Annotated in this window: 26 protein-coding genes and 2 pseudogenes; 17 read left to right on the plus strand and 11 right to left on the minus strand. The window is 61.0% G+C overall.

The genetic code is table 11. The annotated features are described in order from the left end of the window. Positions 1-272 precede the first annotated feature (272 nt). Positions 273-845: pseudogene (locus tag RlegSU303_RS00475) on the plus strand (hypothetical protein); the annotation flags it as partial. A gap of 20 nt (positions 846-865) precedes the next feature. Here the strand turns inward: RlegSU303_RS00475 and RlegSU303_RS00480 are convergent. Continuing rightward, on the minus strand, positions 866-1567 hold the full coding sequence (locus tag RlegSU303_RS00480) for a class I SAM-dependent methyltransferase (protein WP_017958772.1): 702 nt from the start codon (positions 1565-1567) through the stop codon (positions 866-868). A gap of 197 nt (positions 1568-1764) precedes the next feature. Here RlegSU303_RS00480 and RlegSU303_RS00485 point away from each other — a divergent pair, with 197 nt between their 5' ends. From RlegSU303_RS00485 to RlegSU303_RS00515, 7 genes are all read left to right on the plus strand, one after another. Then, positions 1765-2085 (plus strand): hypothetical protein, encoded by a 321-nt coding sequence (locus RlegSU303_RS00485; RefSeq protein ID WP_231283347.1) that lies wholly within the window; start codon positions 1765-1767, stop codon positions 2083-2085. Positions 2086-2275: 190 nt separating this feature from the next. After that, a complete protein-coding gene (locus RlegSU303_RS00490) occupies positions 2276-2647 on the plus strand; it encodes a cell surface protein (RefSeq protein WP_163881582.1) in 372 nt (123 codons plus the stop codon). A 154-nt stretch (positions 2648-2801) separates the two neighbouring features. Then, positions 2802-3107, plus strand: a complete 306-nt coding sequence (locus tag RlegSU303_RS00495; RefSeq protein ID WP_131719568.1) for a hypothetical protein — start codon at positions 2802-2804, stop codon at positions 3105-3107. A 332-nt stretch (positions 3108-3439) separates the two neighbouring features. Further along, complete coding sequence (locus RlegSU303_RS00500) at positions 3440-4111, plus strand: class I SAM-dependent methyltransferase (protein WP_094086792.1); 672 nt, start codon at positions 3440-3442, stop codon at positions 4109-4111. A 19-nt stretch (positions 4112-4130) separates the two neighbouring features. After that, complete coding sequence (locus RlegSU303_RS00505; RefSeq protein ID WP_231283348.1) at positions 4131-4766, plus strand: TetR family transcriptional regulator; 636 nt, start codon at positions 4131-4133, stop codon at positions 4764-4766. Positions 4767-5074: 308 nt separating this feature from the next. After that, positions 5075-5971 (plus strand): aldo/keto reductase, encoded by an 897-nt coding sequence (locus RlegSU303_RS00510; protein WP_231283349.1) that lies wholly within the window; start codon positions 5075-5077, stop codon positions 5969-5971. 491 nt (positions 5972-6462) lie between these two features. Next, positions 6463-7434 (plus strand): IS110 family transposase, encoded by a 972-nt coding sequence (locus RlegSU303_RS00515; protein ID WP_017957967.1) that lies wholly within the window; start codon positions 6463-6465, stop codon positions 7432-7434. Between the two features lie 396 nt (positions 7435-7830). On the opposite strand, the gene RlegSU303_RS00520 is transcribed toward RlegSU303_RS00515, so the two are convergent. Continuing rightward, a complete protein-coding gene (locus RlegSU303_RS00520; protein WP_131619497.1) occupies positions 7831-8211 on the minus strand; it encodes a hypothetical protein in 381 nt (126 codons plus the stop codon). Between the two features lie 201 nt (positions 8212-8412). On the opposite strand from RlegSU303_RS00520, the gene RlegSU303_RS00525 reads away from it, so the two are divergent. From RlegSU303_RS00525 to RlegSU303_RS00545, 5 genes are all read left to right on the plus strand, one after another. Then, entirely contained in the window at positions 8413-9690 is a 1278-nt protein-coding gene (locus RlegSU303_RS00525; protein WP_017958782.1) for an alpha/beta hydrolase, read from the plus strand. 162 nt (positions 9691-9852) lie between these two features. Further along, a complete protein-coding gene (locus RlegSU303_RS00530) occupies positions 9853-11103 on the plus strand; it encodes an NAD(P)/FAD-dependent oxidoreductase (protein WP_231283350.1) in 1251 nt (416 codons plus the stop codon). A 9-nt stretch (positions 11104-11112) separates the two neighbouring features. After that, entirely contained in the window at positions 11113-11823 is a 711-nt protein-coding gene (locus RlegSU303_RS00535) for an SDR family oxidoreductase (protein WP_231283351.1), read from the plus strand. Between the two features lie 15 nt (positions 11824-11838). Further along, entirely contained in the window at positions 11839-12876 is a 1038-nt protein-coding gene (locus RlegSU303_RS00540; protein ID WP_231283352.1) for a 4-hydroxyproline epimerase, read from the plus strand. A 467-nt stretch (positions 12877-13343) separates the two neighbouring features. Further along, positions 13344-14315: an IS110 family transposase gene (locus RlegSU303_RS00545; protein WP_017957967.1), complete on the plus strand. Its 972-nt coding sequence runs from the start codon at positions 13344-13346 to the stop codon at positions 14313-14315. A 213-nt stretch (positions 14316-14528) separates the two neighbouring features. Here RlegSU303_RS00545 and RlegSU303_RS00550 read toward each other — a convergent pair whose 3' ends face one another. Continuing rightward, positions 14529-15179: a TetR/AcrR family transcriptional regulator gene (locus tag RlegSU303_RS00550; RefSeq protein WP_168293704.1), complete on the minus strand. Its 651-nt coding sequence runs from the start codon at positions 15177-15179 to the stop codon at positions 14529-14531. Positions 15180-15278: 99 nt separating this feature from the next. Between RlegSU303_RS00550 and RlegSU303_RS00555 the strand changes: the two genes are divergently transcribed. Beyond that, entirely contained in the window at positions 15279-16019 is a 741-nt protein-coding gene (locus RlegSU303_RS00555) for an SDR family NAD(P)-dependent oxidoreductase (protein WP_231283353.1), read from the plus strand. A gap of 73 nt (positions 16020-16092) precedes the next feature. Here RlegSU303_RS00555 and RlegSU303_RS00560 read toward each other — a convergent pair whose 3' ends face one another. The 4 genes from RlegSU303_RS00560 to RlegSU303_RS00575 all read right to left on the minus strand — a co-directional run bounded on the left by RlegSU303_RS00560 (position 16093) and on the right by RlegSU303_RS00575 (position 18158). Beyond that, entirely contained in the window at positions 16093-16473 is a 381-nt protein-coding gene (locus RlegSU303_RS00560; RefSeq protein ID WP_231283354.1) for a TfoX/Sxy family protein, read from the minus strand. Further along, on the minus strand, positions 16466-16828 hold the full coding sequence (locus RlegSU303_RS00565) for a nuclear transport factor 2 family protein (protein WP_131707875.1): 363 nt from the start codon (positions 16826-16828) through the stop codon (positions 16466-16468). Before RlegSU303_RS00565 ends, RlegSU303_RS00560 begins: the two co-directional genes overlap by 8 nt. After that, the gene (locus RlegSU303_RS00570) at positions 16825-17406 is read right to left on the minus strand and encodes a TetR/AcrR family transcriptional regulator (protein ID WP_131707876.1); all 582 of its coding nucleotides are present in this window, start codon (positions 17404-17406) and stop codon (positions 16825-16827) included. Before RlegSU303_RS00570 ends, RlegSU303_RS00565 begins: the two co-directional genes overlap by 4 nt. Before the next feature lie 140 nt (positions 17407-17546). Next, positions 17547-18158: a TetR/AcrR family transcriptional regulator gene (locus RlegSU303_RS00575; protein WP_131707877.1), complete on the minus strand. Its 612-nt coding sequence runs from the start codon at positions 18156-18158 to the stop codon at positions 17547-17549. Between the two features lie 152 nt (positions 18159-18310). Here RlegSU303_RS00575 and RlegSU303_RS00580 point away from each other — a divergent pair, with 152 nt between their 5' ends. Together RlegSU303_RS00580 and RlegSU303_RS34300 are read left to right on the plus strand one after the other, a co-directional pair. After that, on the plus strand, positions 18311-19069 hold the full coding sequence (locus RlegSU303_RS00580; RefSeq protein WP_131720646.1) for an SDR family NAD(P)-dependent oxidoreductase: 759 nt from the start codon (positions 18311-18313) through the stop codon (positions 19067-19069). 50 nt (positions 19070-19119) lie between these two features. Beyond that, a pseudogene (locus tag RlegSU303_RS34300) lies at positions 19120-19221 on the plus strand (SDR family NAD(P)-dependent oxidoreductase); the annotation flags it as partial. Between the two features lie 178 nt (positions 19222-19399). Here the strand turns inward: RlegSU303_RS34300 and RlegSU303_RS00585 are convergent. The 4 genes from RlegSU303_RS00585 to RlegSU303_RS00600 all read right to left on the minus strand — a co-directional run bounded on the left by RlegSU303_RS00585 (position 19400) and on the right by RlegSU303_RS00600 (position 25409). Next, complete coding sequence (locus RlegSU303_RS00585) at positions 19400-20944, minus strand: putative bifunctional diguanylate cyclase/phosphodiesterase (protein ID WP_231283355.1); 1545 nt, start codon at positions 20942-20944, stop codon at positions 19400-19402. Between the two features lie 373 nt (positions 20945-21317). Further along, positions 21318-22745, minus strand: a complete 1428-nt coding sequence (locus tag RlegSU303_RS00590; RefSeq protein WP_231283356.1) for a hypothetical protein — start codon at positions 22743-22745, stop codon at positions 21318-21320. A gap of 131 nt (positions 22746-22876) precedes the next feature. Further along, positions 22877-23551 (minus strand): hypothetical protein, encoded by a 675-nt coding sequence (locus RlegSU303_RS00595; RefSeq protein WP_151518817.1) that lies wholly within the window; start codon positions 23549-23551, stop codon positions 22877-22879. A gap of 325 nt (positions 23552-23876) precedes the next feature. Further along, complete coding sequence (locus RlegSU303_RS00600) at positions 23877-25409, minus strand: winged helix-turn-helix domain-containing protein (protein WP_151518816.1); 1533 nt, start codon at positions 25407-25409, stop codon at positions 23877-23879. 118 nt (positions 25410-25527) lie between these two features. Between RlegSU303_RS00600 and RlegSU303_RS00605 the strand changes: the two genes are divergently transcribed. Then, positions 25528-25962 (plus strand): cupin domain-containing protein, encoded by a 435-nt coding sequence (locus RlegSU303_RS00605; protein WP_151518815.1) that lies wholly within the window; start codon positions 25528-25530, stop codon positions 25960-25962. The last annotated feature ends 18 nt before the right edge of the window (positions 25963-25980 follow it).

Here is a 25980-nt window from a genome sequence, read left to right on the forward strand (position 1 = left end):
AACTGATTCAAGTTTTCATTCGGTATCGCGCTCCACTGCGTGAATCATTGCCGAAAATCTAGCAGAAGGGATCGGGTGACATAAAGATGCAACCTAAGAATATTTTCCTAGTCGACGGGCCGTTCTTGCGTTAGCTTATCCGCAATTGCAACCTTGGACTGGCGGATGTCGAGCAAGTTTTTCTCTATCGGCGATGTGATCGCGTCAACGAGCCCTGGCCGTCGCGCACGGTGTGATCAGGGTTCCCGCAATGGGTCTGAGGCGAGGGGCTGATGGCGGAATTCAACCCTCGCGACAAAAGCCGAACCAGTCAGGGAAAGACTCGGGCGATGGTGCGCAAGCATACCGCTCCGCCGGGCGCGGCGGACGACGGCAGCCTTCGCTGGCAATGGTTCACCATTCAGTTGCTGGAATCTGCGGCCTTCACGACCCTGAGTGCGAACGCCTGCCGCGCCTTCTTCCGCATCGTCATCGAGCACACGTCGCACGCTGCCTTGGAAAACGGCAAGCTGATCGTGACCCATCCTCAGTTCGTGTCTTACGGCGTGACCGGCGAATATGTGGCCGATGCGATCGATGAGCTCGAATATAAGGGGCTGATAAAAGTTCGCCGCGGCCGGGCGGGCAGCGGTGTCGCGCATCCCAACCGGTTCACGCTGACTTTTGTCGGTGACCATGAAGGTGCGCCACCCACCGACGAGTGGAAGCGATGCACGGCGGAAAGGTGCCGGAAATGGTCAGAGACCGACCGCAAGATTGCCGCCGACAAACGCGGGCGCGTCGGCAGGAAGAAAAAATCCCCACTTCGGAATCCCGAAATCCCCCCGCTTCGGGATTCCGAAGTGCTATATAGATTCTGGTGGAGTTACTGTCGGAGGCACTTGGCCACGATCAGGAACTCTGTCTCCCGACCCCCGATCTTCCCGGCCGAGGTCGTGCGAAGCAGAAGACCGAAAGCTTCATAGAGCCAATAAAGCGGGGGAATTCTATCCTTGAGCGCATGCACCTGCGTCGACACATATTCGCCGACAAAGACGACATCCATGCCGAGGTCTTTCAATGTCCCGGCAATCTCCGAATGGGATGCCTCTGCGGCGTGCTCGACACGGAATGGGGCATAGCCCGGCTTTCCGGCGTTTTTCTGCCTGAGAACGTAGCGGTAGAACAAGACGTGGGTCCACCAGGGCGTCAGGTCGGTGAAGATCCCTTTGGCTGAATTCAGGATCGGACCCTTGACGAACACCAGACCACCGGGAGACAGGGTATCATGGGCTCTCAACAAGGCAGCGCGCGGGCTTTCCAAATGTTCGAGGACGTCCCAGAAGACGCAGGCGTCGAAGTGACGATCTCCATAGTCGATGGTTTGAGCATCGCCGAGGATCCTCTCAGCGGCGTCCTGGTTCTTTTCGAGTTGCTCCTTGGAGATGTCGACAACGGTATATCGCGCACCTTTCAAGGGGATATGCGTGCGGGAGCCGCCCCCGACCTCAAGGATATTTGTATCAGTCTTGCTGGAAAATGCTGATTGTGCGTGCGAGAGCGCGTCGTTTACCCACGGCGAAGCCATAATCTTTCCCTCCCGAAAGATTAGCGTTTACGACTACAAGTAAGCATTAATATAATATTTTAGCAATATTTCAACATGACTAGTCAAGGGGCGCGTCCGGCCGGAATGGCAGACAAGCCCATAGCCTAGTTTCGCGCAACCTTCCTGATGTATCCGCAGGTCTGATGATCTTTAAGGCGCTTCAGCCGGAGGAATGCATGGCGGTGGGAATTTTTCGGGCTCTGGCTGTCATGGCGATGATGACGGCCCTTGGCGGCTGCATCGACCATGCCAATGATCCCGTGCTCCTGGCGGTCGGCGTGCCGGTCAATCCGCCGGTCGTTGCGCACGGCCTTTGCATGACCGACGGCAACGCCATGTATGACGAGGCGAGGAAGCAGTATCAGCTGCGCGCCCAGCTGACCGGATATGCTCAGGCCGATGAGCTTGAGGCCGAAACGATAGCGCGCGCTGCCGCCCATCGCCAATATGTCGCTTGCCTCTCCGGCCAGGGTTACCGGACATTATACGCGAATTGAGAACAGAGAATTCACGTTTCGTCACAAGCGCTGTTCGAGCCCTTTCCTGATCGCGACTTTTCACGTTTTTCGGCGATTTAGTCACGCCGGATCGCCTGCAATCACGAGTTTTGGAAGTTGCATATAGCGGCGGAACTCCGCGCGTGGGAAAGGCATTCCCTCGAGATAAATCCAGTAAGGAGGGTTTATCATGAAGATGTTCAGTCTCACCCCTTCCACCGCCGCACTCGGCGCCCTTCTCGCCCTCACGTCGATCATCCCTGCGCAGGCAGCACCCGTTCAGACGGCTCGCCCGCCCGCTGTCTCGGATGTAAAAATGGTGCAATATAAATCACATGCCGGCACCTGGCACGGCTATCAGGGCTTTCGCACGGAGCGCCCCGGCACCCGCCGCCACTCCGATGGTTACTGGTATCCGCTTGCCGCCTTCGGCGTCGAGGCCGGCACCACGGGCTCCATCGTCCGCGCGCCGGTGAACAGGCCGGCAGCTCCGGAAATGTGCAACCCTACGTTTTCCGGATCGATCGGTCCCGGCAGCATGCCCTGTGACAACGGCTATTGAGCCGGCAAATGAAAGAGGTGGCGATGAGCCGCCTTTTTCTCGATCGGGCCGCCGCTCACATGTCCGTGACCTCTGCTTTGGCACCGTAGTATGTGACAGATCGCCTTCCTAACTCCGGGGCGTAAATTCCACGAATCCTCCCAAGGAGACGATTATGACCACGACTTTCAAGAACGGCCTGATGGCCGCTGCCTTCGGCGCAATCCTCGGCCTTTCGGCCGTCTCGGCCACGGCAGCTCCCCTTCAGTCGAGCGCGACAGAACAGGGTGCAGCCGAGCGTCCGGTTGCCCAGCAAGAAACCACGGTTGAGCACGACCGACGCACGACCGGTTCGATCGGCGAGCGCGCCTCGGAAACCTCAGGTCCGATGACGCCCTACATGATGAACCCGAAGAAGCCCCTCAAGAGGGATTGCAAGCTCGGCTTCAACCCGGGGAGCGGCTCCAGCTGCAACTACTGACGAGACGCTCGGCCGTTCGCAACCGCGAGCGGCCCCGTCTGAGTTGAAGGGCGGCCTCAGAGCCGCCCTCAGTTTGCTGGCAGACCTCACTCATCCGTCGGCGCCCTCCCTCGGCCTCGTCAGCCGGATACGGCATGTCTTCCCCAATTGCCGTTCGTACGATGTTGCATCGAATGCAAAAATGCAATAGGTACATAATCAAGCAAGCTGGTGGCACGGATGTTGCGAAAAGCCGCAGCGACGAGCGATTGACGCCTCTGCCTTGGAATTGCCATGCTCGCCGCGATGGTCGCTTTTCATAATCAATCGAATTTCAGACAGGTGGGATAGTCATGACTGCAAAGGCCGCATGCTCCGATTTCCTGCATTTTTTCCGCTCCTGGGTCAGCAATCCGCTTCGGGTCGCGGCCATCGCGCCGTCGGGGGATTCGCTTGCCAGGATCATGACCAGTGAAATTGCCGCACTCGACGGGCCGATCATCGAGCTCGGCCCGGGAACCGGCGTCTTCACCCGGGCACTGCTGGCGCGCGGGGTCAGCGAAGAGGATCTGACCCTGATCGAGTACGGTCCGGAGTTCATCACATCGCTGCAGGCGCGTTTTCCGACGGCGCGAGTGTTGCAGATGGATGCCGCCCATCTCGCCCATGCCGATATCTTCGAAGGCGAACCGGTCGGCGCGGTTGTCAGCGGCCTGCCGCTTTTGTCCATGTCGCCGCGCAAGATCGCCTCGATCCTGGCCGGCGCCTTCACCTATATGCGTCCGGGCGGCGCCGTCTACCAGTTCACCTATGGCCCGCGCTGCCCGGTGCCGCGGCCTATCCTCGACCGTCTCGGTCTGAAGGCAGTGCGCATCGGCGGCACGGTGCGCAACCTGCCGCCGGCCTCCGTCTACCGGATTTCGCGCCGCAAGCCGCTGGAACTGTCGCGCGAGCGCTTCAGTTATCGCCAGAGCGCGGCTGAAATAGACGACGTCGCCGCCTTTTCCAACGAAACCGGCGGCTGAACGATGATGCCGGGCCGGAATGGCTGAGAACAAGCGGACGGAAACGACGGAAGGCAGGCGGGAACGCAAACGGCGGCAGACGCGCGAGCGCATCGAGCAGGCGGCGATGACCCTCTTCCTGCAGCGCGGCTTCGAGGCCACGACGATCGAGGACATCACCGAGGCGGCCGATGTCTCCAAGCGCAGTTTCTTCGATTATTTCCCGTCCAAGGAAGAGGTTGTCTTCGCCTGGCAGGACGCCTTCGCCGATCGCCTGATGGCAGCAATCGCCGCAAGGCCGGCGGCAGAACCCTCGGTCGCGGCGGTCGAGGCGGCAATCACCGCAACCGTCATCGCCTCGGTTGACGAGCCTGGCCTGGCGCTTGGCGAACTCATCCACCGCACGCCGGTGCTGAAGGCCCGCGACCAGCTGAAATACGCCAAGCTCGAACAGAAGCTCGCCGAGGCGCTGTTTTTGCGCAAGCAAGGTGATCCGCTTGAGCGGCCCCGCATGCGCATCCTCGCGGCCATCGTCATCGGTGCGCTGCGCGTCGGGGCTGAGCTCTGGCAGCAGCGCCCGCCAAGTGCTTCGCCGCAGGATTTCGCCCGGGAGATTTTCGCCGACCTTTGGAAGATGCTGGCGGAATTCGGCGACGAGGCCAAGACCAGGCGTTGACGCGAGGCCGCCTGCACCTCCGTGTGCACTTCCGATGCGTCGGTTCTATATCGATGTTTCCGCGCATCCCTGTCATCGGGCCCTGTTATCGGAACGGGACCGTCCTATATCTGCAAGCGTCGCAGCGGCCACATTCTGATGATCCCCGCTATGGGCGGATCATCACCATGGCGGGCATCGCTTTCGATCAGGGCAGACATTCGCGCTCGAAGGCATCTTAGAAAGCCTCGGCATCCGTGCCGCCGCTGTTCAACCGCCTCCGACCGTTCCACCGATTTCAATGATTGATTGATAAGAGAGGAAAGACCATGTCCAGTCACAACGCAGCCCAATACAACGCGGCAAAGTCAGGCACCTTCAAGATCGGCGGCGATATCGAGATCAACCGCCTCGGTTTCGGCGCCATGCGCGTCACCGGCAAGGGCATCTGGGGCGAGCCTTCCGATCATGCCGAATCCATCCGTACGCTGAAGCGCCTGCCGGAACTCGGCGTCAACTTCATCGATACGGCCGATTCCTACGGCCCCGATGTCTCCGAATGGCTGATCAAGGAAGCCCTGCATCCCTATGGCGGCAAGTCTGTCATCGCCACCAAGGGCGGCCTGACCCGCCACGGCCCCGATATCTGGCTGCCGGTGGGACGTCCGGAATATCTGATCCAGCAGGCGCATAAGAGCCTGCGCAATCTCGGCGTCGAGCAGATCGATCTCTGGCAGCTGCATAGGATCGATCAGAAGGTGCCGGCCAAGGAACAGTTCGATGCGATCAAATCGCTGCTCGATACCGGCCTCATCCGCCATGCGGGTCTGAGCGAAGTGTCCGTTGCCGATATCGAGGCCGCCTTGAAGCATTTCAAGGTCGCGACCGTCCAGAACCGCTACAATCTCGTCGACCGCACCAGCGAGGACGTGCTCGACTATTGCGCCAAGCACAATATCGGCTTCATCCCGTGGTATCCGCTGGCCGCCGGCGACCTCGCCAAGCCCGGCTCACTGCTCGATACCATCTCCAAAAAGCACAATGCAGCACCCAGCCAGATCGCACTCGCCTGGGTGCTCAAGCGCAGCCCGGTCATGCTGCCGATCCCCGGCACCTCCAAGGTCAAGCATCTCGAGGAAAACGTCGCGGCCGTCGACATCACCCTCTCTAACGAGGAATTCTCCGCCCTCGACGCCGAGGGCAGCAAGGTATTCAAGGCTGCTTGATTTGCTGTGAACGCTGCCGCTGACCGGGGTCGAGCCGCTTGTCTCGCCCCCGTCCTCGGGACCCCCGTGAAAACAGGACGAGGGGACGTGCCATGCGAGAGGTGGCGAGGAATGGAAAGGTTGCGGCATATCCTCTTCTCCCCTTGGGGAGAAGGTGCCGGCAGGCGGATGAGGGGGCCACACGGCACGTCCTCCCGTATTAACCTATCCCGCAACCCCGACGATAACACCGTGCCCCGCCCTGAACACGATCGAGACAATGCCGGCACGGTGGAAGCCCGTATGAGCGTTGTTGGAAAGACCGGCATCGCCGGCCCCCTTGCATGTTCAATTAGCGCTGATTGTTGGATGATCGGTGCGCACTCCGGCGGATGGCCATCCGCCGGAGTGCGGACGGCCGGGACCGCAGGCCCCTTGGCTTGAACCGGGGATGAGATTGGTCCGGCCGTCCTCGCGTTTGTCCTGAACAGATGATGGGGAGCAAGTCCCGCATGCAAGGCAAGGTTTCGTTCCAAGAAGACGCGATGCCGGTAGTTTATGCCGGTGTGGACGTGAGTAAAGAGTGGCTTGATGTTCATCTGCATCCGCTGGGCGAAAGCCGGCGGTTTAGCAATGACAAGACCGGCATCCGCCAGCTGAAACGGCTGCTGGCCAGGCATCAGCCCAAAAGCATCGTGATGGAGGCAACCGGCAAGTTCCATCGCCCCGCCCATCGCTCGCTTTGGCTCGATGGCTTTGCCGTCGCCGTGGTCGATCCGCTGCGCGCCCGCATGTTTGCCCGCGCCTGCGGCTATCTCGCCAAGACCGACCGTCTCGATGCCCGTTTCCTGGCGCTCCTGGCCGAGAGCCTGCGCCCGCCGGCCGACACGCCGCCAAGTCCTCACATCGAGGCCTTGCAGGAGCTGGTCAATGCACGATCGGCAGCCAAATGCGACATCACCGCCCTGCAGAACCGCAGCAAGACTGCCACCACCGCCCTTCTGCGCGGCGAACTCAACCGCCTCGTGCGTCGGCTGGAACAGCATGTCGAACGTCTCGACAAAGAGATCGAACGATGTGTCGGCGAGGACCCGCAGCTCTGCCGCAAGGCCGAGATCCTCACCTCCATCCCCGGCATCGGCCGCGTCACGGCCCTGGCATTGATGGCCGGCATAGACGAGTTGGGCAGTTGTTCGGGCAAGCAGGCCGCCATGCTGGCAGGGCTTGCACCAATCGCCAACGACAGCGGTGCCCGAACCGGACGTCGTTCCATCCGCGCCGGCAGGCCAGCACCCCGGCGCGCGCTCTACATGGCCGCCTTGTCGGCCCGTCGATACAATCCCGCCCTGGCTCGTTTCGCAGACACGCTCAAAGCCGCAGGAAAACCAGCCAAGGTCATCCTGGTCGCCATCATGCGCAAGCTGCTCGTCTTGGCAAACTGCCTCCTAGCTCACGATCGCATCTGGACACCAAATCCGCCTTGACAACCAACACAGATTCTCATCCGACCCTTCGGGCCACCTTCTCCCCGAGGGGAGAAGAGGGAATCGAGAGGTCACGGCATGTCCGGAGCAGAGAGGCCGCAATTTTCGGCATAATTTTGACCATCCGGTCAAACATGCTGCAAAATGAGGCGGTGGTGTGCCGTTTTGGAGGCAAGCATTGCGCTCAGCGCATTGCTGCATTGCGGTATTTTCGCTATTCCGAATCAAAAGAATTGGCTATTACTATCTTCGTAAGCAGCGCACTCCTCCTCCCAGCGCTCTTACATCGGACTGACAACACTCCTCCTCCCAGTTGTCAGTCAGGATCAAGAGCCCGGCGCACCTCCTCCCGCGTCGGGCTTTTTTCTTTTCCCCAATTTCTCCAGTCGAAAGCGATCAATTGCCGATCCGGGCAACGCCGGTTTTGCCGTTGTCCCGTGTCCATTTAATCGTGTTGGCGCCGGCGCGTTCGAGTTCGAAGCACATCGGCTTGCCCTTGTTCCAGCTCTGGAATTTCTGGCAGAGGCGGTTGGCGTCGATCCACCATTGGCCGGTATCGCTGGGTTTGACATAGCGGCCGAGGCCGATCGCCTGGCCGTTGCCGTCGACCTTGCCGGACGAGCGGAAGATCAGCGGCAGTTCACCGCCGAGCGGCGTGGAGAGGTAGACCGTCTTGCCGATGATGTCGCGGCGGATATCGGCCTCGCCGAGCGTCTCCGTCGAGCCGAGCGAAGGCATCAGCATCATCGATAAGCATGTGATCCCGAGCAATTTCATCACCCTGATCCATCGATTGAACCTGATCGGGCAAAACGCCGGGGATAGCCGAAAGTTTCAGGCGCAATTCCAGCAAAAGCGCGCAGCGGTTTTCGCAGGGGATTGCTCTTGTCCATCTCCCGCGGTTTGACTCGGCAAGCCTCGTCGGACTATTTGGACGGGCGCCGCCTGTCCGGTGGGTGAACCGATTGGAGTTTGGTCATGATCGGCAAAAGACGCGGCTTGCCCGCGGCTCTGACAGGTCTTCTGATTGCAACGATGGCGCTCGCCGGCTGCGGCGGCAGGCCGGTCGGTGTCATGCAGGCGGCCGGCACCGCTGCCCCCGGCACCTCCAAGGTCGACCTGCTCGTCGCGACGACGCGCGCCGCCGATGACAATCCCGCCGTGCTTTTCTCCGGCGAGCGCGGCACCGGGCTCGCCGTCAATGCCGTCGACGTCTCGATCCCGCCGGAAGCCAATCGCAAGGCCGGCCAGGTGCAATGGCCAAGCCGCCTGCCGGCCGATCCGCTACGCGATTTCGTCACCGTCTCCGTCGATCCGCTGGAAGGCGAGCGGGCCGGCGAAACCTGGCTGAAGACCCATATGCCGAAGAGCCGCCGGGTACTGGTCTTCGTCCACGGCTTCAACAATCGTTATGAGGACGCCGTCTACCGCTTTGCGCAGATCGTCCACGATTCACATGCCGACGTTGCCCCCGTCGTCTTCACCTGGCCGTCGCGCGGCAGCATCTTCGATTATAATTACGACAAGGAAAGCACCAACTATTCCCGCGACGCGCTGGAGGAGCTGCTGACCCGCACCGCCGCCAATCCGGCTGTCAGCGACATCACCATCATGGCCCATTCGATGGGCACGTGGCTGACGGTCGAAGCGCTCAGGCAGATGGCGATCCGCAATGGCCACGTCGCTCCGAAGATCAACAATGTCATCCTTGCCTCGCCGGATCTCGATGTCGATGTCTTCGGCCGCCAGTTCGCAAGCCTCGGCAAGGAAAGGCCGCACTTCACCATCTTCGTCTCGCAGGACGATCGCGCTTTGGCGCTGTCGCGGCGCATCTCGGGCAATGTCGACCGGCTCGGCCAGATCGATCCCTCCGTCGAACCCTACCGCAGCAAGCTCGAGGCGGCCGGTATCACCGTGCTCGACCTCACCAAGCTCAAGGGCGGCGACCGGCTGAACCACGGCAAGTTCGCCGAAAGCCCCGAGGTGGTAAAGCTGATCGGCGACCGGCTGATTGCCGGCCAGACGATCACCGATTCCAATGTCGGCCTCGGCGAGGCCGTCGGCGCCGTGGCGATGGGCGCTGCCCAGACCGCCGGAAGTGCTGTCAGTGTTGCCGTCAGCACGCCGATTGCGATCTTCGATCCGCGCACCCGGCGCAACTACGACGCCCAGCTGAAGCGTCTCGGCCAGTCGATGAACAACACCGTCGGTTCGGTCGGCGACAGCGTCGGCGCCGGCCTGCCGGAAAGCCAGTAAAAATTCCACAGAGCAATTCAAGCAAAGCGCACAGCGGTTTTGCTTTCGGAATCGCGAATTTCCGTGATTCGGAAAAAACGGAAATTCTCTAGGCATCGCATCTTGATGTGATATATCAGATTCACGACGGCACTTCTGTCTGCCGTGCGATGGATTGATGGCATGGCGGATGAGACGAAGAAGAGTGTGGCGGTCGTCGGCGCAGGCGTGATCGGCGCCTCGATCGCCTTCGAGCTGCAGCGGCGCGGCCTTGAAGTGACGCTGATCGACAAGGGCGAGCCCGGCCGCGGCACCTCTTTCGGCAATATGGCGAGCATCGCGCTTGATTTTGCCGCCGGTTCCGGCCCTTCGACCTGGAAGAAGATCCCCGGCTGGCTGCTCGATCCCGAAGGCCCGGTCTGGCTGCGGCCTTCCTATGCCGCCAGGATGCTGCCCTGGTTCCTCCGCTTCCTCGCCGCCGGCCGGCCCTCGCGTCTCCGAGAGATCGAGGATGCCGGCATGAGCCTGTCGAACCGCGCGCTCGGCGATTTCAGAGAGATGCTGGAGGCGATCGGCGCACCCGACTTGATGACCGAGGAGGGCTGTCTCGCGATCTACGAGACGGAGGCGGAATTTGCCGCCGATCGCGGCCATCTCGCCATGATGCAGCGCTACGGCCTCGAATTCGAGGTTTTGAGCAACGGCGCCATCCAATATTACGAACCCACACTTTCGCCGGCGATTGCCAAAGCCGTGCTGCTCCCCGACAACAAATCGATCCGCGACCCCTACAAGCTGGTGGTGAAACTCACCGACGCCGCAAAGGCTGCAGGCACGACCTTCGTCTCCGGCACTGTGCGGAATATCGAGCGCCGGGGCGATGGCACCGCCGTCGTTCTCCTCGAGGATGGCAGACGGATCGAGGCGGGTTCGGTCGTGCTCGCCGCCGGCGTCCACACCCGTTTCCTTGCCGAAAAGCTCGGCGAGCCGATCCCGCTCGAAACCGAGCGCGGCTATCACACGCAGATCATGAAGCCCGGCATATCCATGCGCTATTCAGTGATCTGGCCGCATCGCGCTTTCATGGTGACGCCGACGGCGGGCGGTATCCGGGTCGGCGGCAATGTCGAACTCGCCGGCCTTGATGCCGCGCCGGATTTCCGCCGTCCGCGGGTGCTGGTGCGCCATGCCCAGCGCGCGCTGCCCGGCCTCAAGGTCGAGGAGACGACGGAATGGATGGGGCATCGTCCGGCGTTGCCCGATACGATCCCGATCATTTCGCCCTCGTCGAAGATGCCGGGCGTTTTTTATGCGACCGGCCACGGCCATCTCGGCCTGACCTTTTCGGCAACGACAGCGCTGGTGATCGCCGATATGGTAACCGGGCTCAAGCCATCCCTCGACATGACCCCGTTCCGCATAGACCGATATTAGGAGGCCCCGATGTCCGATATCACCAAACCCGTAGCGCTGATCACCGGCGGCGGCCGCGGCATGGGCGAGGCGATCGCCCGCGAGCTCTCCGCGCAGGGCTATCAGCTGGCGCTGATGTCGCCGTCGGAAAGCTGTGAGAAGCTGGCTGCCGACCTTGGCGGCGTCGCCTCGCGCGGCGTGGCCGAAAAGGCCGAGGATCTCAAGGCGATCTTCGACCTGACGATGAAGACCTATGGCCGCATCGACGCCGTCGTCAACCTGAGCGGCCACCCGCCGAAGGGCGACCTGCTCGATATATCGGACGAGAACTGGACGCTCGGTTCCGACATGATGATCCTGTCACTGGTGCGCATGGCGCGGCTGGTGACACCGGTCATGCTGAAACAGGGCAAGGGCGCCTTCGTCAACATCACCACTTTCGCCGCCTACGAGCCGACGCTGGTCTTCCCGGTTTCCTGCACCTACCGCGCCGCTGCAGGCGCCTTCACCAAGCTCTATTCCGATCGTTATGCGGCCGACAATATCCGCATGAACTGCATTCTGCCGGGTTATATCGATAGCCTCAACCACAAGCCCGGAACCGCCGAGACGGTGCCGATGAAGCGCATCGGCCATGTGGAGGAGATCGCCAAGACCGCGGCCTTCCTGCTGTCCGATGGTGCGGGTTATATCACCGGCCAGAATATCCGCGTCGATGGCGGCGTCACCCGTCACGTCTGATCTGGAGTTTTCGATATGAGATGGAAGCGCACGATCCAGCTGCTGGATGTCCACGCCGAAGGCGAGATCGGCCGCGTCGCGATCGGCGGCGTGCCGAAGATCCCCGGCGATACCATCGCCGCCCAGCTGCATTGGCTGAACACCGATCCGAAGGGCGACGAGCTCCGCCGCTTCCTTTGCCTGGAGCCGCGCGGCGCGCCCATCGGCTCGGTCAACCTGCTGCTGCCGGCACGGCACCCGGAGGCGGACGCCGCCTTCATCATCCTGCAGCCCGACCAGGCGCATGCGAGTTCCGGCTCGAACTCGATCTGCGTCACCACGGCGCTTCTCGAATCCGGCATCGTCGAAATGAAGGAGCCGGAGACGATCGTCACGCTCGAAACCGCCGCCGGCCTCGTCAAGGCGACGGCGACCTGCCGCGACGGACGCTGCGAAAAGGTCAGGCTGACCATGGTGCCCTCCTTCGTGCATGAGCTCGATGTCGCGATCGACACGCCGCATTGGGGAAGGATCAAGGCCGATATCTGCTACGGCGGCATCTTCTATGCGTTGGTCGATGTAGGCCAGATCGGCCTGACGATCGAGACGGCCAATGCGGCCGGCCTCGTCCAGGCCGGCATGATCCTCAAGGAGCTGATCAATCGCGACATCAAGGTCGTGCATCCCGAGATCCCGGCGATCTCGGGCGTCGCCTATGTCATGTTCCGCGATACGGAAGCCGATGGCACGGTGCGCACCTGCACCACCATGTGGCCGGGCCGAGCCGACCGCTCGCCCTGCGGCACCGGCAACTCCGCCAATCTCGCCACGCTTTATGCCCGCGGCAAGGCCAAGGTCGGCGACGTCTTCACCTCGAAATCGATCATCGGCTCCGAATTCGAAGTCGGCCTCCAGGCAGTGACCGAAGTGGCCGGCCGCCCCGCCGTCATCCCCACCATCACCGGCCGTGGCTTCACCTTCGGCCTAACCCAGGTGGCTCTCGACCCTTTCGATCCGCATCCGAACGGTTTTGCGCTGACGGATGTGTGGGGACCGTCGGCTGGGGAGATTTGAGCGGCTGGATGCCCTCATCCGACTGCCGCCACCTTGCCTCGGTCGAGCCACCGGTCTCGACCCGTCCTTCCGACTCCCGTAAACGGGGCGAAGGGATATGTCGCGACGTCTCGATTCCCTCTTCTCCCCAGCGGGGAGAAGGTGCCCGTAGGGCGGATGAGGGGGCCGCCGAAGCCGGTCTTTTCAACAACACCCGGGCGGCTTCGACCATGTCGGTATAGTCTTGCATGTTCAGCGCGCTTGCCATCGGCGTGGCAGGATAGGTTATTACGGCAAGGGCGTGCCGTGTGGCCCCCTGCATGTTCAATTAGCGCTGATTGTTGGATGATCGGTGCGCACTCCGGCGGATGGCCATCCGCCGGAGTGCGGACGGCCGGGACCGCAGGCCCCTTGGCTTGAACCGGGGATGAGATTGGTCCGGCCGTCCTCGCGTTTGTCCTGAACAGATGATGGGGAGCAAGTCCCGCATGCAAGGCAAGGTTTCGTTCCAAGAAGACGCGATGCCGGTAGTTTATGCCGGTGTGGACGTGAGTAAAGAGTGGCTTGATGTTCATCTGCATCCGCTGGGCGAAAGCCGGCGGTTTAGCAATGACAAGACCGGCATCCGCCAGCTGAAACGGCTGCTGGCCAGGCATCAGCCCAAAAGCATCGTGATGGAGGCAACCGGCAAGTTCCATCGCCCCGCCCATCGCTCGCTTTGGCTCGATGGCTTTGCCGTCGCCGTGGTCGATCCGCTGCGCGCCCGCATGTTTGCCCGCGCCTGCGGCTATCTCGCCAAGACCGACCGTCTCGATGCCCGTTTCCTGGCGCTCCTGGCCGAGAGCCTGCGCCCGCCGGCCGACACGCCGCCAAGTCCTCACATCGAGGCCTTGCAGGAGCTGGTCAATGCACGATCGGCAGCCAAATGCGACATCACCGCCCTGCAGAACCGCAGCAAGACTGCCACCACCGCCCTTCTGCGCGGCGAACTCAACCGCCTCGTGCGTCGGCTGGAACAGCATGTCGAACGTCTCGACAAAGAGATCGAACGATGTGTCGGCGAGGACCCGCAGCTCTGCCGCAAGGCCGAGATCCTCACCTCCATCCCCGGCATCGGCCGCGTCACGGCCCTGGCATTGATGGCCGGCATAGACGAGTTGGGCAGTTGTTCGGGCAAGCAGGCCGCCATGCTGGCAGGGCTTGCACCAATCGCCAACGACAGCGGTGCCCGAACCGGACGTCGTTCCATCCGCGCCGGCAGGCCAGCACCCCGGCGCGCGCTCTACATGGCCGCCTTGTCGGCCCGTCGATACAATCCCGCCCTGGCTCGTTTCGCAGACACGCTCAAAGCCGCAGGAAAACCAGCCAAGGTCATCCTGGTCGCCATCATGCGCAAGCTGCTCGTCTTGGCAAACTGCCTCCTAGCTCACGATCGCATCTGGACACCAAATCCGCCTTGACAACCAACACAGATTCTCATCCGCCTGCCGGCACCTTCTCCCCGAGGGGAGAAGAGGATATGCGGCGACCTCTCCGTTCCTGGCCTGCCTTTCGCATGGCACGTCCGCTCATTGTCAACAGATCTTAGGCCCGACCCGCCTAAAACCGTCTCGTTGTAGAGGGAGCCAAGCCGCGGACACAGGAGCATCCGCGTAACGATATTCGAAACGCGATCAGCCTTGCCTGCGTTCAGCAGCCCCGGTTCGAGTGTCCCAACCCAGCATGGCCAGCTCGGCCACTGCCTCCAGTTCGCCGCGGGTCGCTCCGTCGCGGGCCAGGATCGACATGCCGTTCTGAACGGTCTGCACGAAGCGGGCTAGCGCGTGGATGTCGGTCGAGGCTGGAATTTCGCCTTCCGATATCGCCTGGTTCAGGCGCGCCTTCAAGCGGTCGAGCGTGATGGCGCGGGCGGTTCGCACGAGTTCGCCGAGTTCCACGTGGCCTTCGCTGCCGACCGAGGAGAGTGTCACCATGCAGCCGCGGGGAATATCCGCGACACAGCCGGTCAGCGCAGCGGCCGAATCCATCAGAAGCGACATCACCGCCTCACGCGCCGTGCCTGCGGAAAAGAAGCCTGCCCAGACAAACGCCTCGTTGTTGTCGCGATAGTGGCGCAGCGCCTCGGCATAGAGCGCCTCCTTCGAACCGAATGCCGCGTAAAGGCTCGGCGATCCGATCCCCATCGCCTCGGTGAGGTCGGCGATAGAAGTCGCCTCGAAGCCCTTGATCCAGAACAGCCGGGTCGCCTGCGCGAGGGCAGCTTCCCGGTCGAACGCCCGCGGCCGCCCGCGACTGCGGGCAGGGGTTTTATCGACGTCCGACATCTCGTTCGATTTTTGCATCGATCATTATATAAACCCATTGACACCCCATCGCAACGTGCCTAGCTATTTATGTGTCGATCACTACAGAAAGAGAAGATCATGACAGAATTGGCTGGAAAGCGTGCCCTCGTCACCGGTGGCTCGCGTGGCATTGGCGCCGCCATCGCATTGGCGCTTGCCGACAAGGGCGCTGATGTCGCCATCACCTATGAGCGTTCGGCTGATCGGGCCGCCGAAGTCGTCCGGGCGATCGAGGGCAAGGGCCGCAAAGCGCTTGCCATCCAGGCCGACAGCGCCGATCCGGCGGCGGTGAAGCGCTCGGTCGACGAGGCCGCCCAGGCACTTGGCGGTCTCGATATTCTCGTCAACAATGCTGCAATCGCACTTTACGGCGCGATCGCCGAGGTCAGCGTCGAGCAGATCGATGCGCTGCTTGATGTCAATGTGCGGTCGCCCTTGCTCGCTTCCCAGGCCGCCATTCCTTATCTGCAGGCGGGAGGCCGCGTCATCACGATCGGCTCGGTCGGCGCCGAACGCATCGTCGGTGACACCGGCACGGTCTATTTCATGACAAAATCCGCGCTCCACTCGTTTACCCGCGGCCTCGCGCGGGAACTCGGATCTCGCGATATCACCGTAAACCTCGTCCAGCCGGGTTCGACCGACACCGATATGAATCCCGCCAATGGCGACTTCGCCGACTTCCAGCGTGCCCTGATTCCACTTGGACGTTATGGCGAGCCGGAAGATGTGGCGGCGGCTGTGGCTTTCCTCGCAAGCCCTGCAGCAAAGCACATCACAGGCACCATCCTCACAGTGGATGGCGGCTTGAATACCTGAATCGGGATTGGTGCCGCCGGCCGGCAAAAACGGGGGATCGACAGATGTTGGTCCCCTCCTTCTCACCGATGCGCTAGCCGGACGGAGTGACGGAAAGCACCGTGTCGGACAGCCTGTGGCCAGGCGTGGGGGTCGCGTGTACTGCGCGCTCTGCGTAGCTTCGCAGCAGCGCGGGATCGTCGATCACATGTGCCGGGACGGCGTAGTAGCGGCGAACCGTCACCTCCCGGCCGGCAGCGCGGTAGCTGAACGGTTCGCAGCCATCGGCCTCGAACTCCGCGCGCATCGCTGCGTCGACGCGGAGATACAAAGTGCCCTTCATGACGAACGCGAACTGCGTGCCGTTTCGAACCAGGGCGGAGCCGCCGAAGAAGCGCCTGATATCGACGCAGCCGGCTGGGGCGATCTGGCTCGCAAAGTCGAGCGCCAGCTGGCGTGTCGCCCCGCTACTCATGGTACTGCTCCGCCAGAGGATCGAAGAAGCCGGTGATCGCGCCGAGCCGGCCATCGGCAATCACCCCGAAGCTCGTGCCCGTCTGCAAGACCCTCTCGTCTTTGTGGAGCAGTGCCCAGCGCGCCAGCGAACGGTCATTATGGTGGAGGACGCTCAATATCTTGAACCGGCCTTCCGGCATGCTCTCCTTGAAGCCGGCCATGTAAGCCGAGAGGCCGGCGCGCCCGGCGATCGTTCCATTCGGGTCGCAATAGGTCACATCGTCAGCGAGGCAAGCCAGCATTTCCGGCTCACGCGCGGAACCATCCAGCGACCAGATGGCCGCATATCGATTCCAGAGGGCCTCAGGTGTCATAACATCGTCTCCAATTGATTGAATTCGTCTTCTATCGCCTGCCGCAGGCCGGCCTTGCCGTCACCGCCGCGAATGAGCACGAGGAGGCCCTGATAGAAGGCCAGAAGGCGGGTGGCTGTCCTGTCCGCCTTGGCGCCATCGGCGTCCCGAACGAAGGTCGATGCCTCGGTCAGCCTTGAGCGGAATGTGGTGCGAAGGAGGCCGAGCGCCGCCTCGACACGGGGATGCGGATCGGCACCGCCGCCAAATTCCACCGCCATATTGGTGATCAGGCAGCCGAGCGAGCCATCGTCGGGCTCATGCAGGAGCGACAGGAACAATTCGCGCAAGCCTTGAAGCCCGCTTCCCGGCGGCGCAAACCGCTCGATCCGTCCCTCCAGCACCGTTCGGTTGTAATGCCCGAACGCCGCGTCGAAGAGGCCGGCCTTGTCGCCGAAAGCGTGATAGATGCTCCCGCCTTTGAGCCCGGTCGCCTCCTCAAGGTCCCGGATCGAGGCCCCTTGATAGCCGTGCTTGCGAAAGATGTGCATCGCCCCCTTCAGCACCGCCTCCTCATCGAATTCCCGCGTTCGGCCCATCGTCACTCCGATTCTTTATCAGTTGTTCTAGAATGATTGATAAAGAATAAGAACGCAACGAGCACCCGTGATTTTCGGCGAAAATTCTCGCCTGGACGACCTCGGTCATCCCAAGCGCGTGGGCAGCTGTCACTTAAGGTTTACGATGACGTTTCGGAGAGCGTCGAACGGCCGGTCGGCCAGGTGGACAGCGCTTGTTCGACGACAGCCTCGAGCATCTCGCGGCTGAACCCGGCTTTGGCCTGCACCGCCATGCCATGCGTGAGAGCCATCACGAAGGCTGCAAGGGCATCGGCTTTGGCCGTCTCCGGCAAGTCGCCCTCGGCCTTTGCCCGTTCGAAGCGTTCACGAAGCTGCGCCTGGCCGGCCGCACGGAAATCGATCAACGCTTGCCGCACAGGTTCCGCGTCATCCGATCCCGCCACGGCGCCGTTGATGCCGAGGCATCCCGTATGGTCGGGATAACGCGTATTGAGATCGGCTGCATTGAAGAGGATGTGCGCAGCAACCTGGCGCGCTGTGGGGAGTTGAAGCGCCTCCGGAATATAGTGCAGAAATCGCTCGGAGTACCGATCGAGCGCCAGGCGAAAGAGGGCTTCCTTGTTGCCGAACGCAGAATAGAAGGCAGGCCTCTCTATGCCGGCAGCCTCGGTCAGGTCGGCATAAGAGGCACCCTCGTAGCCCTTGCGCCAGAAGACGCATAAGGCGGCGTCGAGCGCTTTCTCCACATCGAATTCGCGATGGCGTCCCAAAAGGTCAATCCAGCTTTTTTCGTAATGACCGTTATTAAACCGGTTGACAGTCTATGTCAAATTTCATACCGATCGTTATCGTAATAACCATTATGAAATTGATATCGCTCGTCAGGACATGGCGACCGGATCAAGTACCCGAAAGGATTCTCATGTCGAACATACTGAAGGGCAAGGTCGCCCTGGTGACCGGCGGCTCGCGCGGACTCGGCGCGGCGACGGCCGAGGCGCTTGCCGGCCAGGGGGCGGATGTTGCGATCAGCTACGTCACCTCTGCCGAAAAGGCCGAAGCGATGGTTGAGACGCTGAGGGCGAGGGGTGTGCGGGCACTGGCGATCCAAAGCGACCAGGCCGACATGGCGGCGGCCAAGCCCCTCGTCGACAAGGTGGTGGCCTATTTCGGCAAGCTCGACATCCTCGTCAACAATGCGGCGATCGCCGTGCAGGGCAAGACGGTCGACGCCCCCGATCTCGACACCGTCAATCTCGATCGCCAGTGGCAGATCAACGTCATGGGCGCGGTGGCGACCACGCGCGCGGCAGCGCCGGTGCTATCGGATGGCGGCCGGATCATCTTCATCGGCTCGGCTCTCGGCACCCACGTCCCGTTCACCGGCGCTGCCGACTACGCGGGAACCAAGGCGGCGATCATCGGATATGCCAAGGGCGTCGCCCGCGATCTCGGCGGGCGCAATATCACCGTCAACGTCATCCAGCCGGGTGTGATGCCGACCGACATGGCGGCAGAGGTGCTGGGCGACGGTGTCCCCGACGCGCTCATGAACCTGCACGCCATCCGCCGGATCGCAACGCTTGAGGAAGTCTCCGCCCTCATCTGTCATCTGGCAGGGCCGAACGGCGGCTACATCACCGGCGGTGTGGTCGACGTGGCCGGTGGCCTGGCGATCTGAACGTCGAAGACCGGGCCGAAACTCTGACACACGCAATTGAAGGACAGAAGATGACCAAGACGTTTGGCGCAAAGTCGACGGCCGACGAAGTGCTTGCCGGTGTCGATCTCAAGGGAAAGCGGTTTCTCATTACCGGCGTATCGTCAGGCATTGCGCCGTCGCGCCGATCAATGACACGCCCAACCCGTTTGCCGATGGCGTCAGGTCCTATGCGCTCGATGCCGACAAAGCCAAGCAGCTCTGGGCGAAAAGTGAGGCATTGATAAGCGTAACTTGAAATCGGTAAGCTCGTGTCGGCTCTGGTTCAGAGCCGACATACCGCGGCCCCCATCAACCGCGTTGCAAAATTCTGGCGGTGACCTGGCCTGTGGCAAGCTTCTCGGCCGGCGCTGGCCTGCCAAGCAGATAACCTTGGCCGATGTCGCAACCCAGGTCCTGAAGCCGCTGAAGCTGGCTCTCCTCTTCGATACCCTCGGCGGTTATCGTCACGCCAAGTCCCACACCGAGAGCGATGATCGCCTTGATCACCTTGTCTTGCTTATCGTCGGTTTCGAATGAAGAGACGAAACTCCTGTCGATCTTGATCTTGTCGAACCGGTAGTTGGATAGCTGTGAGAGGCTGGAATAACCTGTTCCAAAGTCGTCGAGAGCAATCCCGACCCCGGCATTCACCAGATCATCGAGGACGATTCGTGCCGTAACGGCGTCCTGGATGATGGCGCTCTCCGTCACTTCTAGCTCGACCCGGTGCGCGGGCAAACCGACATCGCCCAATATCTTGAGAATTCTGAGCCCCAGTAACCGATCGCTCAGCTGGATCGGAGAAAGGTTGAATGACAGGACGAGCTCACTTGGCCAGGAAAGCGCATCGGTACAGGCGTGGCGAAGCAGTTGGTCGGTCAATTCGACGATCAGACCGGCTTCCTCCGCCACCGGAATGAAGTCGTTCGGTGGGATGAATTCGCCGGAGGCCGTCTTCCAGCGTGCCAGCGCCTCGAAGCCGATAATCCTATTCGTTTTCAGGTCCACGAGCGGTTGATAGTAGGGAACGATCTCGGCCTTCTTGATGGCTGCTCTCAGATCAGCTTCCAGCCGGATCCGCTTCGCCAACTCGTCCTGCATCGAAGGCACGAAGGGCTTCACCAGATTGCGCCCCTGCTTTTTGGCGACATACATCGCACAGTCGGAATGTCGAATGACTTGACCGAGGTCATCGCCGTTCTCCGGAAAAAGCGCGAAGCCGACACTGGCGCCGAGGTCAACGGCGACACCATTGAATGTGAACGGCTTGCCGATCACGGTCACTATGCGGTTCGCCAACGCGACAAGATCGGGATTTCCGGTGCGCCGCGCCAGAACAACGAATTCGTCTCCACCAAGGCGGAAAACGTGTTCACGGGGAAAGAGGGAAGAGAGCCGCTGAGCAACAGTCTTCAGCACCGCATCACCGTGATCGTGCCCCAGGAGGTCATTGACCTTCTTGAAGCCGTCGAGATCGATACTGAACACGGCGTAGGTTTCTTCCCTTTGATCGGTCATCGCCTGCGCGCATACGGAATCCAGAAACCTGCGGTTAGGCAGTTCGGTCAGCGTGTCGTGGCAGGCAATCCAGTCTACGTTCTTTTCGGCCTGCAGCCGGCGATTGACCTCCCTCGAAAGATCCCGGATTCTCAGCGCGGAATAAATGAGCCCGAGAAACCCGGAGATATTGAGGGCGAGGAGCGCGTGGTCCAGCGGATAGTCATGATGCTTCTCGATGAACCGATCCAGCCCTTCATGCCATTGGAGGAACCAAGATAGGCAGAAGAGAAGCAGAAAGACCGCGAGCCAGGCAACGATCTCCATCTGCGGTCTGGTTGGTTGGATGCGAGGCATATGGACAGGCTCCTGTTGTGTGAAGAGCCGTCATGGCCAGTTTGGTACGCTCGTATCACCGAATGCCGACGACAGATGGCGCAACTTCGCGGCATCGGCGGTCCCACGCCGTGATCGAAGACCGCCTCAATTCATTCGGGCGGAATAAGAGGGCCGGTATCGCAGTGGCTGATGAAGCCGCGCAGCACCGACAATCCCAAAGATCATCTGTGCGCTTGGTAGGTTAATGGTGGGTTGCCTTTACGAAGGCACGGGAGTTTCGCTGCGCACAATGGATATCTTTGCCGTAAATCGGATGAGGATTCGGTACCATGGTGTCTACCAGTCGCCGAACAAGACAGGAGCGCACTAAAGATGGACCGGATTATCAAGGCTAATTCGATTGGCGAAGCGAGATGAGTTGGGCGTTTGCCTCACCCAGGACGCCATTCGTCATTCGCAGGTAGAGTGCCGTGCCGGTCTGTTCGAAGAGCGGCTTGACGCCTTCAGCCAAATTGATCGCCTCTTCCAACATGGCGATCCTCTCGTTTTTCGTAACCGAAGGAAGCTCTGCCTTTGCATAGTGCTGCAGGGTCCGCGCAAGTTTCATATTCATATAGGCGGTAGCGTCTGGCAAATTGAGCTTTTCCGTTATCGCGTATGCGTCGCGGTGAAGTTTCAACGCTTTTTGGAAACCTGCTTCCTCTCGGTTCAGTTCGGCCAATAGCAGCGTGTCATCGCCCAGATTCGCCATGTTTTCCCAGCTCGGGCCGTCCTTGTCCAATTTCCTGGCTATTTCAAAGGTCAGACTATTGAATTTTACGGCCTTTTCAGCATCGGCGCCTTGCTGGCTATCCGATGCGATACGTCCATATGCTGCGCCAACCGTGCTATAGATGTATCGCAACGCACGTTCATCGGTGCTGTTTTCATATTTGCCCAGCCACTCCTCCAACGGCTTCACGCCACGCCTGGCGTGAGCGCTTCCGTTTCCTGGATTGAGTTCATTGGCATAACCCAGCGTTGCGGAAAAATCCTGAGCAAAATCAAGCTCCTTGCTCTTGCTTGGATCTTTGATCGCCCTGTATTCGCGTTCCAACAGTTCTGCAGAACGCACCAGAAAGGCCTCATCGGATTTCCAGCGCCCAAGCTCTTCCAGAGCCTTTGGCATTCCGCTTGGTACGAAGCTATCGCAGTCGCTCAGACCGGCAAGTGGGCACAGGGTCAGCAGAGCTTCACCGGCTTCAGCTTTCATGGCGGAGCGAAATAGGAAGGGCGGATTGTAACCAGCAAAGACACCGCTCGCATCGTTTGCGATCCAAAGGCTATCGAGAGCAGAGAAGGCCTCTTTTGCAGCATCCGGCGCAGCAGCATCCAGTGCGGCTCTCAGCATCGAAATCGCCAGGACAACGCGCTTGTTCCGATCGATTTCGTTGTCGGAAAGGGAATAAGTATATTCCTCGTCTCCGTCGCCAAGCATCGTGGCCAGCCAGATACGCTTTTGGCTTATCTCAACCGCGCTGCCCGTTGAAATGTCGTCGCATGCGTCCAGAAGCTCTTCTGCGGCCTCCGCATTGGATTTTGTCATTTCCCGTAGTTCGATGCAGAGATCGGTATCTCCGGCATAGGAGAATTTGTCCAGCAAGGGCGTCGCAATATGCACCTCGCGTCCCGAAGCATCCCTGTAGATCCTGGAAGGCGGCGTTTCGCGCGCCTGTGGGATGCCGTCTGGCTTGATAGGGGTAGACAATCGAGTTTCTGTCTTGAATGCCATGTAGGCGGCGGCGGCGAGCACGCAAGCTATCAGCAGGCGCTCTTTCATTTGACTTTCTCAAACCAGTTCGACGCAGAGAAATGATCGATCAATCGACGCTCCCGGATTCCACATGTTTTACGGCGTTGAGCGTCTGATACCCAACCGCTTCGCCAGGGTAGGGCGCATCTCAGAGCCGATCAACCCGCCAGCATGTTATCCCCCAGGCTGTAGCAGTGGCTTGCCTGATAGGCGTTCCGACCTCGGTTCATGTGCGTCACATTGAAAGTCCGAATGGCGCGCAAGATGCGGCGCTCCGCCAGGAATTTACGGATCGAGGCGGAGCCCCGCACAGTGATGCCGAAAATGTCGTCGCCGCGCGGAAAAAAGTAACCGACGTCTTCGGGCGTCGTGACGCAGCCCTCGAGAAAAGCCTCGTCCACATCGCCCTGCGTGGGTGAATGGTCCGTGGTGAAGTCAGAAAGATGCACCAGGAATCGTGCACGGAGGCCCTCGCCGTCGGCGTAGAGCGTGAAAAGCTCCATCCAGCTCGCATTGACGCGAACGAGCGGCTTGTCGGAGGTCGAGGGCAGGCACGAAACCGACCAGTAATGACGCTCGGTCTTGCGCGGGATGGGGATGCAGCTTTGCCCGTATACCCTGAGAATTTCCAGAACGTCTTGCGTCTGCGGGCGACGAAGCAGCTTTTCGAACCGTGCGACGTACTTGAACCGCTGTTCCAGGGACTCCAAGCGCTCTTCGGCGTCGATCAACTCCGCCTTGCCTTCTATCCAACCGCGCTGCTGCTCAGGATCCAGAAACTTGCGCAGACCGGTGGTACTGCGACGAGGAGTCGTGCTCATGTCAGGTGGCATGTGAGATCCGTGTCCTCATCGCTTCACCGGCCTAATCCCGCACGTGCCCATGCAGCCGCTCGACGTCCGCTCCTGGTGGTGAGGCGCCGTTCGCAGCACTTGGCTTAACGAGCGGTTTGCCGGCCCGGCGGACAGTACGCCAACGCACCGGCCGCACCATAACATCTATCGAACGAGTGACGAAAGACTCACCTTCAGCCGGTCCGAAAGCCAAAGCCTACCGACGACCAAACCGCTGCGCACTTGACGAGCGGCAGGCCTCCTTATGGTAAAGCTTCAGGCTTCTTCGGCGCCGATCCTGAATGGGTTTTGCCAACCGGTCGTTTTAAAATTCCGCCTCTCGCAGCAGCTCGTTCAGGCGGGTGGCCCATTCCTTGTTGCCATCCCTGAACGGACCAAGCGCATCGCCGGCGGATTCGGAAAGGTCGCTGGCAACCGCAGCAAAGCGGCGGGCCTGTTCACGATGTCCCGCGGCCATATGGCAGCACGCCTGAATGCGCAGAAGCGCCGGCCAGTCAGGCCGCGCCTTTAGCGCCGTACGTCCCGTTTCGAGTGCGCCCTCGACGTCGCCCGAAAAGAACAATGCAAGCATCAGGAGGCTGAACCAAACCCCATTCTGCGGGTCATGGGGGTTGAGTTCGAGGCCGCGAGCCAGGGGTTGCCGCGCGCCGGCCGCATCCCCCGAAAAGAGACGGGCCATGCCGAAGACGAGATACCCCAAGGCGAAACTCGAACCGAGTTCGATGGACCGTTCCGCTGCGAGGATCGCCTGGTCAGCCCTGCCTGTGTAGGCCGACACAATCGCCAGCGCATAGTGCGAGTACGGGTTCCGCGCATCGAGATAGATCGCTCGAAGGGCCGCATCCAATCCTTCCTTCCCGTCCGCGGCGGGGTTATCAGTCCAGCCGTAGCCAATGAGGCCCGCATTGACCCGCGCCCGCCAGATCTGCGCCTCTGGAAGCATGGGATCGAGCTCCGCAGCCTCGCGGAAGAATCGCCGTGCGACAAGGTGGGTGGGCTGCGTGACCTTGTGGAAATTGAATGTACCTTGCCTTACAAGGTTCCAGGCAGTGATGTTGCCGGTGTGCGGAGCTATCTGAAGCCCATGACGCAACAGCAGCTCGGGCTCCACCGCCGCTGCGATCCGCTCGGCGATGGCGTCTTGCACTGCAAATACCTCGGCCACCTGAAGGTCGTAATGTTCGGACCAGACGGTGGCGCCTTTCACTGCGTCGGCGAGGTGCACCGATATCCGGATTTGATCGCGGGTATACCGGATAGCTCCATCCACCAGAAAATCGACGCCAAGTTCGCGCGCGATAGATTGCGGATCCCTCGAGCCATCCTTCCTTGTGAAACTCGCCCCACGTGAGGCGACGCGGAACCATCTGAACCGAACGAGCGACATGATCAGGTCGTCGGTGATACCGTCGGCCAGATACTGTCTTTCTGCATCACCGCCGAGATTTTCGAATGGCAGTACCGCAATCGCCGGCATCGAACTGGTCTGCGCGTGCCATCCGCTTTCGGCTGCGTCGGTCCGGCTCTCCACCGGACCGGAAAATCTGTATCCGACCCGCGGGACCGTGACGATCCATTCGCTGCCGTCTGATGCAGGGCCGAGCAGCTTGCGAAGGGCGGCAATCTGAACGGAAAGATTGCTTTCCTCAACAGTCAATCCCGGCCAAACCGCATCCATCAGGGCCGACTTGGAGACGACACCTCCCTGTGCCGAAAGCAGAGCGGCAAGCAGGGAAGCACCTCGGGCGCCGATAGCGACAGGCCTGTTGTCGCGAAACAGGCATCCGTTCTCTGCAATGAACTCGAAGTGGCCGAAGGCAAGGTGCTGGGTGTTCATGGCCGGGAATGATACGCCGATTTCGCAACTTTTCGGAACTTTTCGGCCCCGCTTCAGGACTTGCGCCGGCTGAGCGCGCAGAGTCTGCTCCAGTGCAACGGCTGAAGTGGTAAGAGAGATGGAGAACGAAGCAACGCAACCGAAAAATCCTCATGGATTCACCGCGAAAGTCGTACGCGGGAGCGGCAGCCATGTCGCCGAGCAAGGGTCGGTCTATCGCTCGGGCGTCTCGGCACAAAGCGTCGGATCAAGCGTGCTGTGGCTGGGGATGATTTCGCTACCGGCAGGCAGACGAACCAAGGCCCATCGCCATGAGGGACACGAGACCGCCCTTCTGATGACTGCGGGCCAAGAAATCGAGATCTGGTCGGGGCCGGAGCTCGAGCAGTGCGAAATGGTTCGCGCCGGTGACTATCTGTTCATTCCGGCCGGCGTTCCCCACGTGGCCGTCAATCGCAGCACCGAAAGCGCCGAGTTCCTCGGTGCCCGCAACGACCCCGCAGCCAACGAGAGCGTCGTTCTGATGCCGGAGCTCGACAACATCGTACCTTAACCACACCGGGAGGTGCAC

The sequence above is a fragment of the Rhizobium sp. SU303 genome (assembly GCF_021052345.1).
In the GTDB taxonomy this organism is placed as follows: Bacteria; Pseudomonadota; Alphaproteobacteria; order Rhizobiales; family Rhizobiaceae; genus Rhizobium; species Rhizobium laguerreae.